This is a genomic window from Methylocella sp. CPCC 101449 (assembly GCF_031921685.1).
GTDB lineage: Bacteria > Pseudomonadota > Alphaproteobacteria > Rhizobiales > Beijerinckiaceae > Terripilifer.
In genome coordinates, this window is the sequence record NZ_JAPDHU010000004.1 from 128,914 (window position 1) to 145,061 (window position 16,148).

The 16,148-nt window shown below is 60.7% G+C and carries 15 protein-coding genes; 7 read left to right on the plus strand and 8 right to left on the minus strand.

Annotated features, from left to right (window positions below):
- Window positions 1–61: 61 nt before the first annotated feature.
- The 3 genes from OIM99_RS25240 to OIM99_RS25250 all read right to left on the minus strand — a co-directional run bounded on the left by OIM99_RS25240 (window position 62) and on the right by OIM99_RS25250 (window position 3,886).
- Window positions 62–805: a L,D-transpeptidase gene (locus OIM99_RS25240; protein WP_409371581.1), complete on the minus strand. Its 744-nt coding sequence runs from the start codon at window positions 803–805 to the stop codon at window positions 62–64.
- A 405-nt stretch (window positions 806–1,210) separates the two neighbouring features.
- The gene (locus tag OIM99_RS25245) at window positions 1,211–2,641 is read right to left on the minus strand and encodes a lipopolysaccharide biosynthesis protein (protein ID WP_311853286.1); all 1,431 of its coding nucleotides are present in this window, start codon (window positions 2,639–2,641) and stop codon (window positions 1,211–1,213) included.
- A 144-nt stretch (window positions 2,642–2,785) separates the two neighbouring features.
- Window positions 2,786–3,886: an NAD(P)-dependent alcohol dehydrogenase gene (locus OIM99_RS25250; protein ID WP_311853287.1), complete on the minus strand. Its 1,101-nt coding sequence runs from the start codon at window positions 3,884–3,886 to the stop codon at window positions 2,786–2,788.
- A 134-nt stretch (window positions 3,887–4,020) separates the two neighbouring features.
- On the opposite strand from OIM99_RS25250, the gene OIM99_RS25255 reads away from it, so the two are divergent.
- The gene (locus OIM99_RS25255; RefSeq protein WP_311853288.1) at window positions 4,021–5,004 is read left to right on the plus strand and encodes a tripartite tricarboxylate transporter substrate binding protein; all 984 of its coding nucleotides are present in this window, start codon (window positions 4,021–4,023) and stop codon (window positions 5,002–5,004) included.
- Between the two features lie 22 nt (window positions 5,005–5,026).
- Here OIM99_RS25255 and OIM99_RS25260 read toward each other — a convergent pair whose 3' ends face one another.
- Together OIM99_RS25260 and OIM99_RS25265 are read right to left on the minus strand one after the other, a co-directional pair.
- On the minus strand, window positions 5,027–5,944 hold the full coding sequence (locus tag OIM99_RS25260) for an ABC transporter substrate-binding protein (RefSeq protein ID WP_311853289.1): 918 nt from the start codon (window positions 5,942–5,944) through the stop codon (window positions 5,027–5,029).
- A gap of 44 nt (window positions 5,945–5,988) precedes the next feature.
- The gene (locus OIM99_RS25265) at window positions 5,989–6,483 is read right to left on the minus strand and encodes a MarR family winged helix-turn-helix transcriptional regulator (protein ID WP_311853290.1); all 495 of its coding nucleotides are present in this window, start codon (window positions 6,481–6,483) and stop codon (window positions 5,989–5,991) included.
- 305 nt (window positions 6,484–6,788) lie between these two features.
- On the opposite strand from OIM99_RS25265, the gene OIM99_RS25270 reads away from it, so the two are divergent.
- Window positions 6,789–7,718 (plus strand): tripartite tricarboxylate transporter substrate binding protein, encoded by a 930-nt coding sequence (locus OIM99_RS25270; RefSeq protein WP_311853291.1) that lies wholly within the window; start codon window positions 6,789–6,791, stop codon window positions 7,716–7,718.
- A gap of 70 nt (window positions 7,719–7,788) precedes the next feature.
- Here OIM99_RS25270 and OIM99_RS25275 read toward each other — a convergent pair whose 3' ends face one another.
- Both OIM99_RS25275 and OIM99_RS25280 read right to left on the minus strand, forming a co-directional pair.
- Window positions 7,789–8,763 carry an ABC transporter substrate-binding protein gene (locus OIM99_RS25275; protein ID WP_311853292.1) on the minus strand — a complete coding sequence of 325 codons (975 nt, stop codon included), beginning with the start codon at window positions 8,761–8,763 and terminating at the stop codon, window positions 7,789–7,791.
- Between the two features lie 85 nt (window positions 8,764–8,848).
- Window positions 8,849–9,337 (minus strand): PaaI family thioesterase, encoded by a 489-nt coding sequence (locus OIM99_RS25280; RefSeq protein WP_311853293.1) that lies wholly within the window; start codon window positions 9,335–9,337, stop codon window positions 8,849–8,851.
- A gap of 285 nt (window positions 9,338–9,622) precedes the next feature.
- On the opposite strand from OIM99_RS25280, the gene groES reads away from it, so the two are divergent.
- From groES to OIM99_RS25300, 4 genes are all read left to right on the plus strand, one after another.
- Entirely contained in the window at window positions 9,623–9,910 is a 288-nt protein-coding gene (gene groES, locus OIM99_RS25285; protein ID WP_311853294.1) for a co-chaperone GroES, read from the plus strand.
- A gap of 56 nt (window positions 9,911–9,966) precedes the next feature.
- Entirely contained in the window at window positions 9,967–11,607 is a 1,641-nt protein-coding gene (groL, locus tag OIM99_RS25290) for a chaperonin GroEL (protein ID WP_311853295.1), read from the plus strand.
- Between the two features lie 476 nt (window positions 11,608–12,083).
- Window positions 12,084–12,458: an integration host factor subunit alpha gene (locus tag OIM99_RS25295; protein WP_311853296.1), complete on the plus strand. Its 375-nt coding sequence runs from the start codon at window positions 12,084–12,086 to the stop codon at window positions 12,456–12,458.
- A 78-nt stretch (window positions 12,459–12,536) separates the two neighbouring features.
- Entirely contained in the window at window positions 12,537–14,642 is a 2,106-nt protein-coding gene (locus OIM99_RS25300; RefSeq protein WP_311853297.1) for an SbmA/BacA-like family transporter, read from the plus strand.
- 132 nt (window positions 14,643–14,774) lie between these two features.
- On the opposite strand, the gene OIM99_RS25305 is transcribed toward OIM99_RS25300, so the two are convergent.
- On the minus strand, window positions 14,775–15,374 hold the full coding sequence (locus OIM99_RS25305) for a hypothetical protein (RefSeq protein WP_311853298.1): 600 nt from the start codon (window positions 15,372–15,374) through the stop codon (window positions 14,775–14,777).
- A gap of 517 nt (window positions 15,375–15,891) precedes the next feature.
- Here OIM99_RS25305 and OIM99_RS25310 point away from each other — a divergent pair.
- Window positions 15,892–16,122 carry a hypothetical protein gene (locus tag OIM99_RS25310; protein WP_311853299.1) on the plus strand — a complete coding sequence of 77 codons (231 nt, stop codon included), beginning with the start codon at window positions 15,892–15,894 and terminating at the stop codon, window positions 16,120–16,122.
- Window positions 16,123–16,148 lie beyond the last annotated feature (26 nt).

The following is a 16,148-nucleotide window of genomic DNA, read 5'->3' on the forward strand; positions in this document are numbered from 1 at the left end:
TGCGACGGCTTCTCTCCTGTCCCCCCAGCGTTTGACGCGCGCCGGGAAACTGCCGAAACGTTTAAATCACGATGACCTTGGTGCCGACGCGCACGCGTTCGTAAAGGTCGGCGACATCCTCGTTCATCATGCGGATGCAACCGGACGAGACGTTGGTGCCGATCGTGTAGGGTTCGTTGGTGCCGTGGATGCGGTAAAGCGATGAACCCAGATAAAGTGCGCGGGCACCGAGTGGATTGTCCTCACCGCCCTTCATGAAGCGCGGCAGATCAGGGCGGCGCTTGAGCATTTCCGGCGGTGGCGTCCAGTTGGGCCACTCGGCCTTGCGCGTTACCGTTTTCGTGCCCGCCCATTCAAAACCCGGACGACCGACGCCGATGCCGTAGCGCAAGGCGCGCCCATTGCCCAGCACGAGAAACAGAAAGCGCTTTGGCGTATCGACGATGATCGTACCGGCCGCATGCGGCCCGCTATAGGCGACTTCCTGCTTCAGAAACATCGGATCCACGGCGCGACGCACCGGCGCTGCGGCGCCTGGATCGGGCGCATAGGCCTGCTGCTGATAGACCGGCGCCTGCCGATAGGCCGGCTGCATGGGTGACGCGATCGGCGGCGGCTCGTTGTAATAGGCCGAACGACGCGGCGTCGGATCGCGCCCGGTCACCAGCATTTCGATGAAACCGCCGCCGTAGCCGCGCGAGGTGGCGACTTGATAGGGGCGGGGGTCGGCACTAGGGCCATAGGGCTGATTGGCGACGACGCCATGAGGCGGACGCGGTGCCGAGATCGAGGAGGTGCGGCGCATCTGCGGCGGCGCCACGGGCTCTTGATAGGGTTGGATCGCCGGCAGGTCGCCGGCGGGGCCGACGCCGCGAATGACCATATCGTTCACGCTGCCGGCCAAGGCAGGGAACATGGCAAAAGGCGTGGCTTGGCTAGCCAACGCCAAGGCCAGCGCGGAAACTGCGCCAAATCGTGCGGACATTGTTTCGCTCCATCGTCGCGGCACCGGAGGGGGCCGCTCCGGCCCTGTTGCTCAGGCAGGATCGGACTGACGAAGCGATGGTAACGTAAATATTCGTCGCGAAGGGAACCATCAGGGTTGATGGTTATGCAAGTATTATGGCGTAATTCGAAGAGGTTAATTGAGCTTTTGTTAGGGTTAGTCCATCGCAAATATTCACGGTTAAAAAGCAGTTATTGACAGGTGCTAGAGACCACGGCGCCGCCATTTGGCGATTGTTTCCGTCGTGGCGCGGCGTAGCCCGGCGATGTCGAAGATGGCGACCGCCAGCCCATAGATGATAACGCCCGCGAGGCATTGCGCGATGAGCAGGAGCACGCCTGGCTCCATACGATGCAGCGGCCACAGCACCGCCGCCATGATGAGGGTCGCCGCGATGGTCAACAGCAGATCGCGGGCGCGCGGCCATTGCGCGCCGGCCGCGACGGCGAAACCGATCAGGACGACAAAGGCCACGATGAAGGCGCCGGTCTGCGCCATGGCAAGGCTCGCGGCATCGCCACCGCGCGGTATGAATACCAGCAACAGAGCTGCGGCCGCGCAGGCGGCCAGAGCGGCGGCGATCAGCGGCAAGGTTTTCTTCTCGATCTGGAAGACCGCGTTGATGGCGAAGTTCATCAGGCCGAAGACATAGAGGCCCGGCAGCATCAAGGTGAGATAGCGGCTGAAGGGGCCACGGAATTCGGTGGGAACGATCAGTTGTTCCAGGCTCGGCAGCACGAGCCAGAGGCCGACCGCCGCCGGGGTCAGCAAAGCGAAGACGACGGCCATGTTCTGTGCGACCTGCGCCTTGGCATGATCGCGCCCGTGTTGTTCCTCGGCACGCACGGCGATCTGGAAGAGCAGCACGTCGAGCGCCGAACCGATGGCGGCGATGAGGCGCGTGCCGATGTCATAGGCCAGCGAGAATTGCCCGGTTTCGGCGAAGCCGAAATGCGACGCAGCCAGCGAGCGATTGACCAGCGGGATCGTCAGATAAAACACATTGGCGGTGACAATAGGCAAGGCATAGCGCGCGAATTGCGCGACCAGCGGACGGTTGGCGATGCGCAACGGCGACATCCGATCGGCCAGCGCGCGATGTGCCAACACCACCGAACCCGCCATGCTGATGCAGGCACCCGTCAATGCGACGACGGCCGAGCCGGTGATAAAGGCGCCGCCGACGGTCAGGGTGAAAGCCAGTATGTTCTTGGTGATGATGAGTTGGCTGTAGAGCCGATCTTGGAACCGCGCCCGCACCACCGCCGTGTGATAGTCGAAGAAACCATTGGCGATGGCGGCGGCGACCGCGAGGCCGACCAGCGGCGGCGACAGCGACACGTCGATGTCGGCGAGAAAATAGGCGATCAGCAGCGCGGTGACGAGGATGGAGACGATGCCGAAGGCCGCATCGAGCGTAGCACGCAGCTCCGGTTGCTGGCTGCGGCTCTTCTCGGAATAGAAGCGAATGGTCGACAGACGAATCCATTCGAGCGTGATCGTCTGCAACACCAGGCCGATGGCGAGCGCCAGGGCGAAGCGGCCGAATTGATCGGGGCCAAGAAATTTGGCGACCAGAAGCCCGATGAAGAAATTGATCGCGGTATTGACGAGGAAGGCCGCGATCACGCGCATCGGCGGCCTCGCTCAAGGCGCGCGGCACGCGGGAAAAGGCGAATCGGGCAGGCGCTCATGGCCCCCCTTATGCCAAGAGCCGGGCCGGGGAGATATGGGGGCGGCGACAAAACGACCGTCTGGCCGATCCGCCGCCCCAACCGGCTAAGCCGCGATCCGCAGGACCGGTTTCACCGTCTTGCCGTCCTCGCTGTCGTGGAAAGCCTTGGCGATGTCGTCGAATTTGTAGAATTGCACCAGCCGGTCGAAGGGGAAGCGCCCCTGCATGAAGAAATCGACCAGCATCGGGATGAACACATCCGGATTGCTGTTGCCCTCGATGATGCCGCGGATCTTGCGGCCAAGCAGCAGATGGCGGACCGAGACCGACAGTTCCGAGCCATCCCACGGGCTGGTGACGAAACCGGCCATGCCGCGCGGCGCCAGGCTATCGATCGCCTGCCGCATCACGGGCAGAACGCCGGTCGTATCCAGCGCGAAGTCGACCCCGCCGGGAACCTGCTTGAGCACTTCCGCCGAAGTCGGCTCGCTGCCGGCGACGATCGCCACGTCGGCACCGAGATCCTTGGCTAGCGCGAGACGGTGGGCGTGGCGGTCGATGGCGACGATCCGGCTGGCGCCGGCGATCCGCGCCGCCATCACGGCGGAGAGGCCGAGCGCGCCGACGCCGAACACCGCGAGTTTCTGTCCCGGCTGCAATTTGAAATCGTTGAGGATGGCGCCGGCGCCGGTCTGGATGCCGCAGCCCAGCGGTCCCAGCAGTTCGAGCGGCGCATCCTTGCGCACCTTCACAACATTGCGCTCATGGCCGACCGCATAGGTGGCGAAGGACGATTGGCTGAAGAAATCGCCATGCACCGGATTGCCCTTGGCATCGGCATAGCGCAGCCCGTCGACGGGGGAGCATTCGAAATTCAGCTTGCCCTGGTTGTAGCAATAGGCGGGTTCGGCGTCCGTGCAGCTCGGGCAATGGCCGCAGAAGCCGAAGGTCAGCACCACATGGTCGCCTTTTGCCACTTTGGTGACGCCGGGGCCGACGGCTTCGACGATCCCTGAGCCTTCGTGCCCGAGCACGACGGGTTTGGGCACCGGGCTCACCGTACCGGCCGATTTGAGATCGGTATGGCAGACGCCGCTGGCGACGATCTTGACGAGCACCTCACCTGCGCGCGGCCCAGCGAGCGTCAGCTCTTCAAAAGAGGGATTGAGTGTGCCATCGCGAAAAACCGCGGCCCTGACCTGCATAAGCGTTTCCTCTGCCAAACAATTCGCAGGGACCATGTCATTGGCCTGGGGCGCCGGTCAATGCGGCGCGATGGCAGGATTGCGGTTTCGTGGTCGATCGTGCCACAAATCAAGAAAAAGCACGGGAGGATGCCATGGGGAGAATGGCAAGTTGGGCGGCGAGTCTGGCAGCTTGTCTGGCGCTCGTCCCATGCGCGGCTAGGGCGCAAGCGAACGAAACCTGGCCCACCAAACAGGTCCGCATCGTCGTTCCCTATTCCGCCGGTGGGACGACCGATTATCTCGGCCGCGTCGTCGCCGAATATATCGGCAAGCGCACCGGCCAGACCGCGACCGTCGACAATCGTACCGGTGCCGGCGGCAATGTCGGCGCCGATCAGGTGGCGAAGGCCGCGCCGGATGGCTACACGCTGGCGATGGTCACCAATGGGGTGATGACCGTCAATCAATTCCTCTATCGCTCCATGCCCTTCGATCCAGCAAAGGATCTCGTGCCGGTGGCAATCGTCGCCGAGGCGCCGCAAGTGGTGGTGGTGAGCAAGGATTTGCCGGCCAAGACCTTGCAGGAGTTTATCGCCTTGGCGAAAGCCAAGCCCGGCACGATCAATTACGCCTCGGCCGGCGTCGCCTCCACCAATCATCTGTCGGCCCTGCAGCTCGAGCGCATCGCTGGCATCAAAATGGTGCATGTGCCTTATCGCGGCGCCGCGCCCGCCGTCGCCGATCTCGCCACCAATCAAGTGCAGATGATCTCGGTCGGCGTTGCGCCAGTGATCGGTCTCGTCGAGGCGGGGCAATTACGCCTGCTGGCCGCGACCACGCAAAAACGCATGCCGTTGCTGCCCGATCTGCCGACGGCGACCGAAGCCGGGGCGCCCGGCTATGAATCGACGACGTGGTTCGGGCTGATCGCGCCAGCCGGCACGCCCATAGCGGTGATCGAGCGGATCAACGGGTTGATGCGCGAGATGATTGCCGAGCCTGACGTCAAGAAGCGCTTCGACGAGAATTATCTGCTCGCCTGGAATCCGACGCCGGCGCAAGCGCGTAAGATCGTTGCCGATGAAGCGGCCCTGTGGGGCCGCATCATCAAGGACGCCGGCATCAAGCTCGAGTAAGGCTCATCGCCACGCCGTCGGTTCAGCCTTTCCAGTGGGGGCTGCGCTTGACAATCTGTTCGTAAGCGAGCGGCTGCTGAATCAAGCCGTTGGCCATGGCGAATGTGTTCAACCCATCCACCGCCTCGGCCGTGATGGTGGCGTCGTAGAACGGCGCATCGCGGGCGACCAGTGTCGGCATGAGATCGGCCTCGTCGCCGGGAAAAAGTTCGTCCCCGACTTTCTTTGCGAGCGAGGGATCGGCCTGCAAGGCCTTTTGCGTGGCGACGATGGCCCGCACGGCCGCAGCCGCGACTTCAGGTTCTTTCTCAATCAACGCATCGGTGGTCGTCAGTGCCGCGAAGTTATAGTGGCGCGCGCCGGGCGGTCCATCGCCGCGCCGCAGGTCGAGATGGACCTTGGCAAGCCCCGCCTTTTCGGCAAGCGCGAGCCGCATGCCGTTTCCCCAGAAGCCATCGGCATAGTTTTCCTGGATAGCCTTTACGCCATCACGGCTGTGCCATTCCGATTCCGTCGGCAGGCTTTGGAGAATGCGGACGTCGTCATGGTCCATGTCGAGGCCCGCTTCGACCAGCATGTGACGCAGTGCGGTGCGCGGAAAGGCAAAGGACGATGAGATGCGCAAACCCTTCAACGCCTTGATATCGCCGCGCGCAATCTCGATGTCCTTGCGCACGCCCATGAACCAATAGGAGTGTTGCGCCAGCGCACACAGTAGCTTCGCACCCTTCCACGCGGGGAAGGCGCGTGTTGCGGCGAAGGCCGGACCACCGAAGAAATGAATGGCGCCGTCACGAAGCTGTTCGGGCCCATGTTTCGCACCATATTCGGGGACGAATTCGACATCGACCCCTTCCTGTTTGAAGAACCCGAGTTTCACCGCTGCCGTCGCAACGAAATACGAGGGTGAATCAACGTCCGCGACCATCAGCCGATACATGGGTGTTTCCTTCCTGACTTTTCTCTTGATGTGAGTTGTCCCGCTTATCGGCTGCGCCGCGTACCTTGCTTTTCAGGTGTCGCGCGCGGAACCGATTGCAGATGTATGTCCAGCTTGTAGAGGAGGCTTTTCAGCGTCTTGACTTCGGCTTTCGTCAGACCGCTTTCGATGCGCAAAGCCAAAGCGCAGGCATGCGGATAGAAGCGGTCGAGAAACTTCTCGCCAGATGGCGTGAGCATCAAGACTTTGCCGCGACGATCCTGTGGGTTGACATCTTCTTTGACCAATCCGGAGGTCACACACCTGTGCACGGAACGGCTGACGGCGACCTGATCGATGGCCATCTTGTCGCTTAAGGTCTTCGCGGAAATATTGCCGAACCGGCCGATCATCGCCAGCACCCGCCAATCCGGCACCTTCATGCCGAAGGCGACATCGTACTCATGCGTGCAAAGGCGGGACACTTCACGCGCTACGCGCGGCAGCCGGTACAGAATGAAATCCTCGTCCTGGAATTGTTTTTTGAAGTCGTTGTTCATTGCGAAATTACTTTCATATGAAATAATATCAGATGTAAGTATCTTGTCAACGATACGACGGTCATGTTAGGCCACTAACAACAACAAAATCGAGAACGGTGCCTCGCCCCAGGTCTAGGGAGGATTTTTCATTGCTGCATTTCGCTCGGCTCGCCGCCGGCCGAGCCCGCTGGGAAGCTTCATCAAGGTCTGTCGGCGCCTTGCTTTAAATCTTTGCTTCAATGGATGGGCTGTTCGTCATGCTTCACACAATGAAATCTTCTTTGTCATCGCTTGCGCCTTCGCTTGTGGGCGTATCGGCAGCGTTGCTGATCTCAACCGGCGCCTGTCAGGCACAGACCTGGCCGCAGAAGCAACCTGTCAAAATTCTGGTGGGTGTGGCGGCGGGCGGCACGACCGATACGATCGCGCGCATCATCGCAAAGTCCCTATCGGATCAGATCGGCCAAAGCGTTTTCATTGAAAACCGGCCTGGTGCGGCGCAGACGATCTCAGCCGAGATTGTGGCGCAGGCGCCGGCCGATGGCTACACGCTCTTGATGGCCAATACGCCGCAGATGGCGATCATCCCGGCTATTTTGAAAACGCGATACGCTGCGAAAGATTTCGCGCCGATCAGCATTATCGGAAGCAACGCTTTCGTTCTGTGCGTCAACAGCAAAGTGCCGGTCAATTCGCTGGCTGAGTTCATCAGCTATGTGAAAGCACGGCCTGGCGTGTTGTCTTATGCATCGGGCGGAGCAGGCAATGTCACCCATCTGTCGATGGCCTACTTCCAGAAGCTCGCCGGTCTCGACATCGTCCACGTGCCTTACAAAGGCGGCGCGCCGGCCATGGCCGATCTGATTGCCGGGCATGTGCCGACGATGTTCGCCAGTATCGCCGACGCGCTTCCTCAGGCGGATGCCGGAGCGATCAAATTGCTCGCCGTGTCAGGGCTTGAAAGGGCAAGGGAATTGCCGAACGTCCCGACGATCAGAGAGTCCGGCTATCCGACTTACGAAGCGCTCACTTGGAATGGCCTGGTGGCGCCCGCCGGCACGCCCAAGGAGATCATTGAACAGATTGAAAAGGCGATATTGGTTTCGTTCAAGCAGCCAACCGTGATCGAACAGCTGAGCAATAAAGGGATCGATCCGGTCGGCAGCTCAGCGGCCGAATTCGCCAATACCATCGCTAAGGATATCAAGCTTTGGCAGGAGATCGTCGACGTCGCTGACGTCAAAGAGAAATAGTCATCCAGAAAATGGTGAGGACGGCTAGGCGGTCGTCCTCACCACGGCGTTCTCGTTTGTCGAAAGCCGTCTATGGCGTCACCGGCACGAAGCGATCCGTATAAAGCTTGTCGCGCGGCGGCTCCTTTTCGAGAATGCCGAGTTCGACCAGCGACGAGCTGATCTTGTCGATCGCCTTCGGGTTCCAGCGTCCATCGTCCGACAGCATTTCGAATTGCGCGTCCATCGCCTTGGTGATGGAGGATTCCGAATATTTCATCGCCGCCGCCGATTCCTTGATTGCGAAAGTCTTGTTCGCTTTCATATAGGCCACGGTGGCGAACCAGCCCTTGAGGAAACGCGCGACCAGATCGGGATTCTTGTCGATCAGTTCCGTGCGCGCGAACAGAACGTGGGTGTGAAAATCCTTCACCAGTTCACCGAGCTCCAGCACGCCACGCGCTTCGTTCTGTTCCTCATAGGTGGCGGTGGTCTCGACGGTGGTGACGGTGCCGTCGAGTTCGCCGGCCTTCATGGCGACGAGCTGGGTGCGCGGCGCACCCATCGGCAGGTCGATGATGCCGTTCGGTCCCCAGCCTTTCTGGCGTGACAGTTCGCGCACCAGCCATTGCGTCATCGAGCCGGCGGTGGTGACGCCGATGCGCCGGCCTTTCAGGTCGTCGGCGCTGCGGATGGGTGATTTCGGCACCACGGTGATCATGAAGCTATAGGGAGGCCCCGCGACCGCTGCGACGCCGATCGCCGGTACGCCCTTGGAGTGATAGCCCATGCCGGGACCCGAGCCGAAGCCAAACTGGATGTCGCCCGAGGTCAGCGCCTGCTGCATCACCGCATCGCCGGCCAGCGCGACGCGCTCGACCTCGATCCCATATTTCTGCCAGATGCCGGCCTTGGTGCCGCTGTCGATGAAGGTCCACAGCAAGGCCAAACCGGATGTTCCGGCCCGCACTTTGTCGGCGGCAACGGCCGGCGCGGCAAAAAGCGTGATCAGACCTATGGCGATGGCAAAACGGCCGGCGGTGGTCCGCCTTGGGCGATTGAACATGTTTCCTCCCCGCGCGGCATTTTAAAAGCCGCAGCGGGGCCATGATCCCGCACCACCGCCGTCGTGGCAATGGCCGAGGTGCTGCCTATTTCGCCGAGAAGATCAGGCAGGTTTCCGTGCCGTGGGCGAGGAGGCGGCCCTTGCTGTCGATCAGCCGCCCCTCGGAGGTGGCGATGGTACGCCCGACATTGATGACCTTGCCCTCGCAACGCACCAATCCGGTGTCCTTGGTGATTGGGCGGACGCAGTTGAGCTTGAATTCGAGGGTCGTGTAGCCCTGGCCGGCGGCGAGCGTCGAATGGACGGCGCAGGCCATGGCGCTGTCGAGCAGGGTGGCGGTCCAGCCGCCATGCACCGTACCGAGCGGATTATAGAAGCTGAATTGCGGCTCGCCCTCGAAGACGACCTGGCCATTCTCGACCTCGACCAGCGTGAAGTTGAGGGTTTGGGCGATCGGCGGACCGGGAATTTTGCCGGCGATCATGTCTTTCAGAAGGTCGAGACCCGGTCGTGCGGTGAGCTGATCGGGTGGCAAAACGGCGGGAGACGAGGCGGCGGGGGCGGGGGTGGACACGGGAGCTGGCTCCGAAATGGTTGAGAAGTGAACCATCCTCCTTCTTTGTGCCGCCGTCCAGTCGCAAGCTGGCGAAAGGAGCGAGGCGGTTCACCATCTTGTCCGGGACGGCGCCGGAGCCGGATTTCTTTGCCGGCGCGTTCTTGACTCCCTTTGAAGCCTCTCCTATCTGGTCGGCAGCGTTATTAGCACTCGTTGATGGTGAGTGCTAATAGCGTTCCCACGTCACGCAAACCGGGTGGAGGCCGGCGTGGCCCTGACCCGCAAGCTACAGGAAATGCTCACATGAAGTTTCGTCCCCTGCACGACCGGGTCGTCGTCAAGCGCCTCGACGGCGAAGAGAAGACCAAGGGCGGCATCATCATTCCGGACACCGCCAAGGAGAAGCCCCAGGAAGGCGAGATCATCGCTGTTGGTTCGGGCGCTCGCGACGAAGCCGGCAAGCTGGTTCCCCTCGATGTGAAGAAGGGCGACCGGATCCTGTTCGGCAAGTGGTCCGGCACGGAAGTGAAGATCGACGGTCAGGACCTCCTGATCATGAAGGAATCCGACATCATGGGCGTTATCGCCTGATTTGTCGGAACCTAGTTCCAGTTATTCCAGCCAGTTAAGTCCAGGAGACTGAAGTTATGGCAGCTAAGGAAGTCCGCTTTTCCGCAGACGCACGCGAGAAAATGCTCCGTGGTGTCGACATCCTCGCCAATGCGGTGAAGGTGACCCTCGGCCCGAAGGGCCGCAACGTCGTGATCGACAAGTCGTTCGGCGCGCCGCGCATCACCAAGGACGGCGTCACCGTCGCCAAGGAAATCGAACTCGACGACAAGTTCGAGAACATGGGCGCCCAGATGGTTCGCGAGGTCGCCTCGAAGACCAACGACACCGCCGGTGACGGCACCACGACCGCCACGGTTCTCGCCCAGGCGATCGTCAAGGAAGGCGCCAAGTACGTGGCCGCCGGCATGAACCCGATGGACCTGAAGCGCGGCATCGACCTCGCGGTCGCCGAAGGCGTCAAGGACATCCAGGGCCGCGCCAAGAAGATCAAGTCCTCGGACGAGGTCGCTCAGGTCGGCACGATCTCGGCCAACGGCGATGCCTCGATCGGCGCCATGATCGCCAAGGCGATGCAGAAGGTCGGCAACGAAGGCGTCATCACGGTTGAAGAAGCCAAGACCGCCGAGACCGAACTCGACGTCGTCGAAGGCATGCAGTTCGACCGTGGCTATCTCTCGCCGTACTTCATCACCAACGCCGAGAAGATGATCGCCGAACTCGACGATCCCTACATCCTCATCCACGAGAAGAAGCTGTCGTCGCTGCAGCCGATGCTGCCGGTGCTCGAAGCCGTCGTTCAGACCGGCAAGCCGCTGATCATCGTTGCTGAAGACGTCGAAGGCGAAGCCCTCGCCACGCTCGTCGTCAACAAGCTGCGCGGTGGCCTCAAGGTTGCGGCCGTCAAGGCGCCGGGCTTCGGCGATCGCCGCAAGGCCATGCTCGAAGACATCGCCATCCTGACCGGTGGCCAGATGATCGCCGAAGACCTCGGCATCAAGCTGGAAAACGTCACGATCGCCATGCTCGGTCGCGCCAAGAAGGTGCGCATCGACAAGGAAAACACCACGATCGTCGACGGCGCTGGCAAGAAGAAGGACATCGAAGGCCGCGTCGCTCAGATCAAGGCCCAGATCGAAGAGACCACCTCCGACTACGACCGTGAGAAGCTCCAGGAGCGTCTCGCCAAGCTCGCGGGCGGCGTCGCGGTGATCCGCGTCGGCGGCGCGACGGAAGTCGAAGTGAAGGAAAAGAAGGATCGCGTTGATGATGCGCTGAACGCCACCCGCGCCGCGGTGGAAGAAGGCATCGTTCCGGGCGGTGGCGTGGCTCTGCTGCGCGCCAAGGGCGCGATCGCCAAGCTGAAGAGCGACAATTCGGACGTCCAGGCCGGCATCAACATCGTGTTGAAGGCCCTGGAAGCGCCGATCCGCCAGATCGTCGAGAACTCGGGCGTCGAAGGCTCGATCGTTGTCGGCAAGATCAGCGAGAACAAGTCTCAGACCTTCGGCTTCAACGCTCAGTCCGAAGAGTATGTCGACATGATCAGCGCCGGTATCGTCGATCCGGCCAAGGTCGTGCGCACGGCTCTGCAGGACGCGGCTTCGGTCTCCGGCCTCCTCGTCACGACGGAAGCCATGATCGCCGACAAGCCGAAGAAGGACACCCCGATGCCCCCGATGCCGGGCGGCGGCGGCATGGGCGGCATGGATTTCTAAAAGAAATCCAGGCTCGCCCGCTCCGGATAAAGTTCAGGTCGCGCAGGCGCGACCTGAATGGCGGCATGGATTTCTAAAAGAAATCCAGGCTCGCTCCTCGGTTCCCATTTGGAGGCCGCGCTCCCGCGCGGCCTCCTTTTTATTGCGGGCCACACAATTTAATCGCGGAGCGACGGAACCAGCCGCAGGCTTCGCCGTTAAAGATGGCTGTCCTTGGTGGGTATTGGGGCATTTCGCTCAAATGCGAGACTTCGCGCCTACGCGTCGTGGATTGCGGCGGTTCCGATATGCAGATTGTATTTTTCCCTTTGACTCTGCACATTTAAAGGCGTTGAGTTCAGGGGGTAATGAAGACGAACCGCCGGGGGCGGTGGCCGGGTAGCGGCGGTCACTGAGGCAGGGCGCGCTTTGCGACGGCATGTGCGTTGTTCTGTTTGGCTCGCGGTTGCTCATCATTTCAAAGGCGGCGATACGACATGACGAACAAGACACTTACCCGTGCTGACCTTCTGCACGCGGTTTATGTGACGGGCCCTGGGCTCTCGCGGGTAGAAGCTAAGCAAATCGTCGAAGTGGCTATTGAAGAAATTTGCGGTGCCCTGGAAGGGGGCGAAACTGTCAAGCTGCGCTCCTTCGGCACCTTCCACGTCCGTTCAAAACGGCCGCGCGTTGGCCGCAATCCCAAAACCGGCCAGGAATATCCGATCACGGCCCGCCGGGTCTTGACGTTCAAGCCGTCTCCGCGCCTGATTGCCGCCGTCAACGGCGAGGAATTCACCGGCCGGGACGACGACGATGGCGACCCGATACCCCACACGCCAACGTCATCTGCGCGTCCCGCGGACCTGTGATAGCCTGCAACCGTTGAATCATTCGATTCTCGCTTGCGAGCCGGCGCTCGCCGGCTCTCTTCGTGCGAGAGTGTCTGTATGAAGGTTCTGGGTGGTGCGGTCGCAGTCGCGGCGATTCTTTGTCTAGCGGCCGGTATCGGCTCGGGTGCCTCTCAAATCTCAGGAATAGCCGTCAATCCGGCTTCCATCGGCGTTGGCGCCGTCGGCCTGCTGCTCGCCTACGTGACGCTGCGCGGCCATACGATCTCGACATTCCTGCGCATATTCCTGCGGCTGTTCGCGTTCGAATATGTCGTGCTGGCGCTGGCCTTCGCGGCTTCGAACCGCGGCATCTGGCCGGCCTTTCTGGCGGACGCCGCGCCGCCGTCGACGCTGTGCATCACCATCGCCGTCTTTGGCCTGATCATCTACAGCCTGTCCTATATTCCGGTGATCGGTCAGATCACCCGCCTGGCCGATCCCTATTTCGAGACCGATGATCCGGTCGTGGCTCCTGTCCACTGGCTGCGCCGCGGCCGCTGGCGCGAGCGTCATGTCGCCACCGCCCTGATCATGTTGCTGGTGGTCATCAACCAGCTCCAGGTCGGCATTTCAGTGCGCCTGAGCTTCTTCAATCGCGACTGGTTCAATGCGATTCAGAATAAGGATCAGGCGACGTTCTGGACGCTGCTGTTCACCGTCTTCATGTTCTGGGCGTTCATCGCCATCGCCAGCAATCTGATCGAGTATTTCTTCCAGCAAACCCTGCTGATCTATTGGCGGCAATGGCTGACGAAGCAGTATTCCACCTCCTGGCTCGGCCGGGGCGGCATCTACCGCATGGGGCTGATCGGCGACGGCGCCGACAACCCTGACCAGCGTATTGCCGAAGATATCAGAAGCTATCTCACCGACACCTATTCCTATTCGATCACGCTGATCCAGCAGGTCTCGACCTTGGTGTCGTTCTCCCTGATCCTGTGGTCGATGCCGGCGGAGTTCGTCATTCCCGGAACCGATATCGTCGTGCCGGGTCTGCCGTTCTGGGTCGCCATGGCCTATTCGTTCTTCGGCACCTGGATCACCCATCTGATCGGTCGTCCGCTGGTCAAACTGGAATTCGCGCAAGAGCGATACGAAGCGAACTTCCGCTTCTCGCTGGCGCGTTTGCGCGAATATGCCGAACAGGTGGCGCTGCTGCGCGGCGAACGCTCGGAACTGTCCATCCTCTCCAACCGCTTCACTGACTTGGTCGGCAATTATTTCCGCATCGTCAGCCGTGTCTTGAAGCTCAGCACGTTCACGTCCTTCTATGGCCAGATCAGCCCAATCCTGCCTTACGTGATCATCGCGCCCTACTATTTCGCCGATAAGGTGACCTTGGGCCAGATGAGCCAGGTGGCCGGCGCCTTCGGCCGGGTCGCGGACGCGTTGAGCTATTTCGTCGATCGCTATCGCCTGATCGCCCGTTACAAAGCCAATGTCGATCGTCTCACCACCTTCGGCGAGGCGCTGCGCAAGGCGCGCGCACTCGGCACGACGCCACCGCACATCGATGTCGTGCCCGTATCGGGCAAGGATCTGGCGGTCGAAGGCTTGAGCCTGAAATTGCCGGATGGCCGCGAAATCGTGCAGGCCAAGGCGCTGTCGCTGAAGGCCGGCAGCTCTGTGCTCGTCACCGGTCCGTCGGGCTCGGGCAAATCGACCCTGTTCCGCGCCATTGCCGGCATCTGGCCCTATGGCCAGGGCCGCATCGACATTCCAGACACGGCGAAAGTGCTGTTGCTGCCGCAGCGGCCCTATGTGCCGAGCGGCACGTTGAAGACGGCGGCGACCTATCCTGCGACGGAAGATGCCTATTCCGACGAGGCGGTCCGCGAGGCGCTGAAACTGGCCCGGCTCGCGCCGTTCGCCGAGCGTATCCACGAGGAGGAGAACTGGGGCCAGCGTCTGTCGGGGGGCGAGCAACAGCGGCTTGCCATCGCCCGTGCCTTGCTCGACAAACCCGACTGGCTGTTCCTCGACGAGGCCACCTCCGCCCTTGACGAAAAGCTGGAGGCGGAGATTTACGCCATGCTGCGCGAGCAATTGCCCAACACGTCGATCGTCTCCATCGGTCATCGCTCGACACTGATCAGCATGCACGACAGCCGCATCGAAATGCAGCCCACGCCGCAAGGGGCCTTCGTGCCGGCGCCGATCTAAGCGCCGAGCCGGGTCCGATGAGGACTGGCCCGGCTGTACAAACGCCACGGCTTCATTTCGCCTCCGTCAAGGCTGCCATCTGGGAGCGGGAGGAATTGCGCTTTGACAGCGACGATGAACAAACCCGCGCGGCTAATGGAAGTGATAGTAATTTATGAATTCGACGAATTTCCAAGTACCTGAGCGTTTTGCATAGATTGCCGCTCCTCCATTTCCCGCCGGGGGAATTCTGCGGCCTGGAAGGCTACCTAGACTCAGAAAATGAGTCATGAGAATCGCACGTGTAAAGCTCGTATTGAATACGGGAAAGCCGTATTCATAGGTTGTCTCTTTAATACGTCGATCGACAGGCTGGGCCCTCTGCTTTTCAGCAGTCTTTTCGCGCTCAGCCTCGTCGCAGACAAATCTTCGATCTTTTGAATTTATTATTTCTGCGAGCTTTGTAGATTCTTGGGAGGAGAGCACGTTCGCCCACAGCTTAAGGCCGAGATACTTTTGAGCTTCCGCAGCCCCAATCGGATATGTGCTCCACTTTTCCTGCACCGAACATTCGCTCCAATCATCGGTCGGTTTGACGGCAGTCTGGAAAAGCTCTCGGGCTTCGCGAATACTGCGATCGGTTTGAGTTTTCCAAACACGCTGCGCGGCATCATCCGCTGAAGCAGGAGAGGCTATCGCCAGCAGTGGAAACCAGGCCAGTCGGGCAACTGCGAAGATGTTGAAACGCTGCATTGGAGCCTCGGTCGCGGGGAAGGAAGACATTTTCTGACAGTCAAGGCGGAAGCAAGACGAACGTGTAACCCCGAAGAATGCCTCCGCGTCTCGAATCCCAGCCGCGACGAGCAAGCGGAGATCGTCCTAGCCCAGCGTGCCGTAGACCGCTTGCGACCTCGGTGTCTGCTCATGCCGATGAGGCCGGAAGTTACGCCGCTGCTTTGATTCCCGCGCATCGTTTAGATGAGGAGGAGGAAGAGGAAGAGGAGGGAGCCAAAAATAAAGTTCCGAAATCGCCATCTTAGCCATCTAATTTGGAATCGTTATAAAAAGTGATCCGCGGCAATAATCTTTAACAATCGGACTTGAGAGTGCCGATTGGCATCCTTTTATACACAGGGGTGTTTCGTCGCCTTCCAAACAAAAGTTTGACGTTGACGTGACGAATGCCCATCTGTTAGGCCTCGAAGCAGGGAGTCATAACCCTCTGTAAACAAAGCAAATTTATAATAGTTCTAAACTGGGCGGCCAAAAAATGATCGTCTGTTCGTGCAACGTATTCTCCGACAAAGATGTCCGCGGCGTGCTTTGCGACCGCGCGAAAGGCATTCGCTGCGCGAAACAAGTTTATGATTGTCTTGGCTGTTCTCCACAGTGTGGACGCTGCGCGATCACCATTCAGTCGTTGATCGTCGAACAGGAAGGCCGTATCCCTGCGCTCAACGGTAAGCCGGTTGAGGCGGAGGCCGAGTTGCTCTCGCTCTGATCCCGATCTGGCAGACCGGTTCTTCC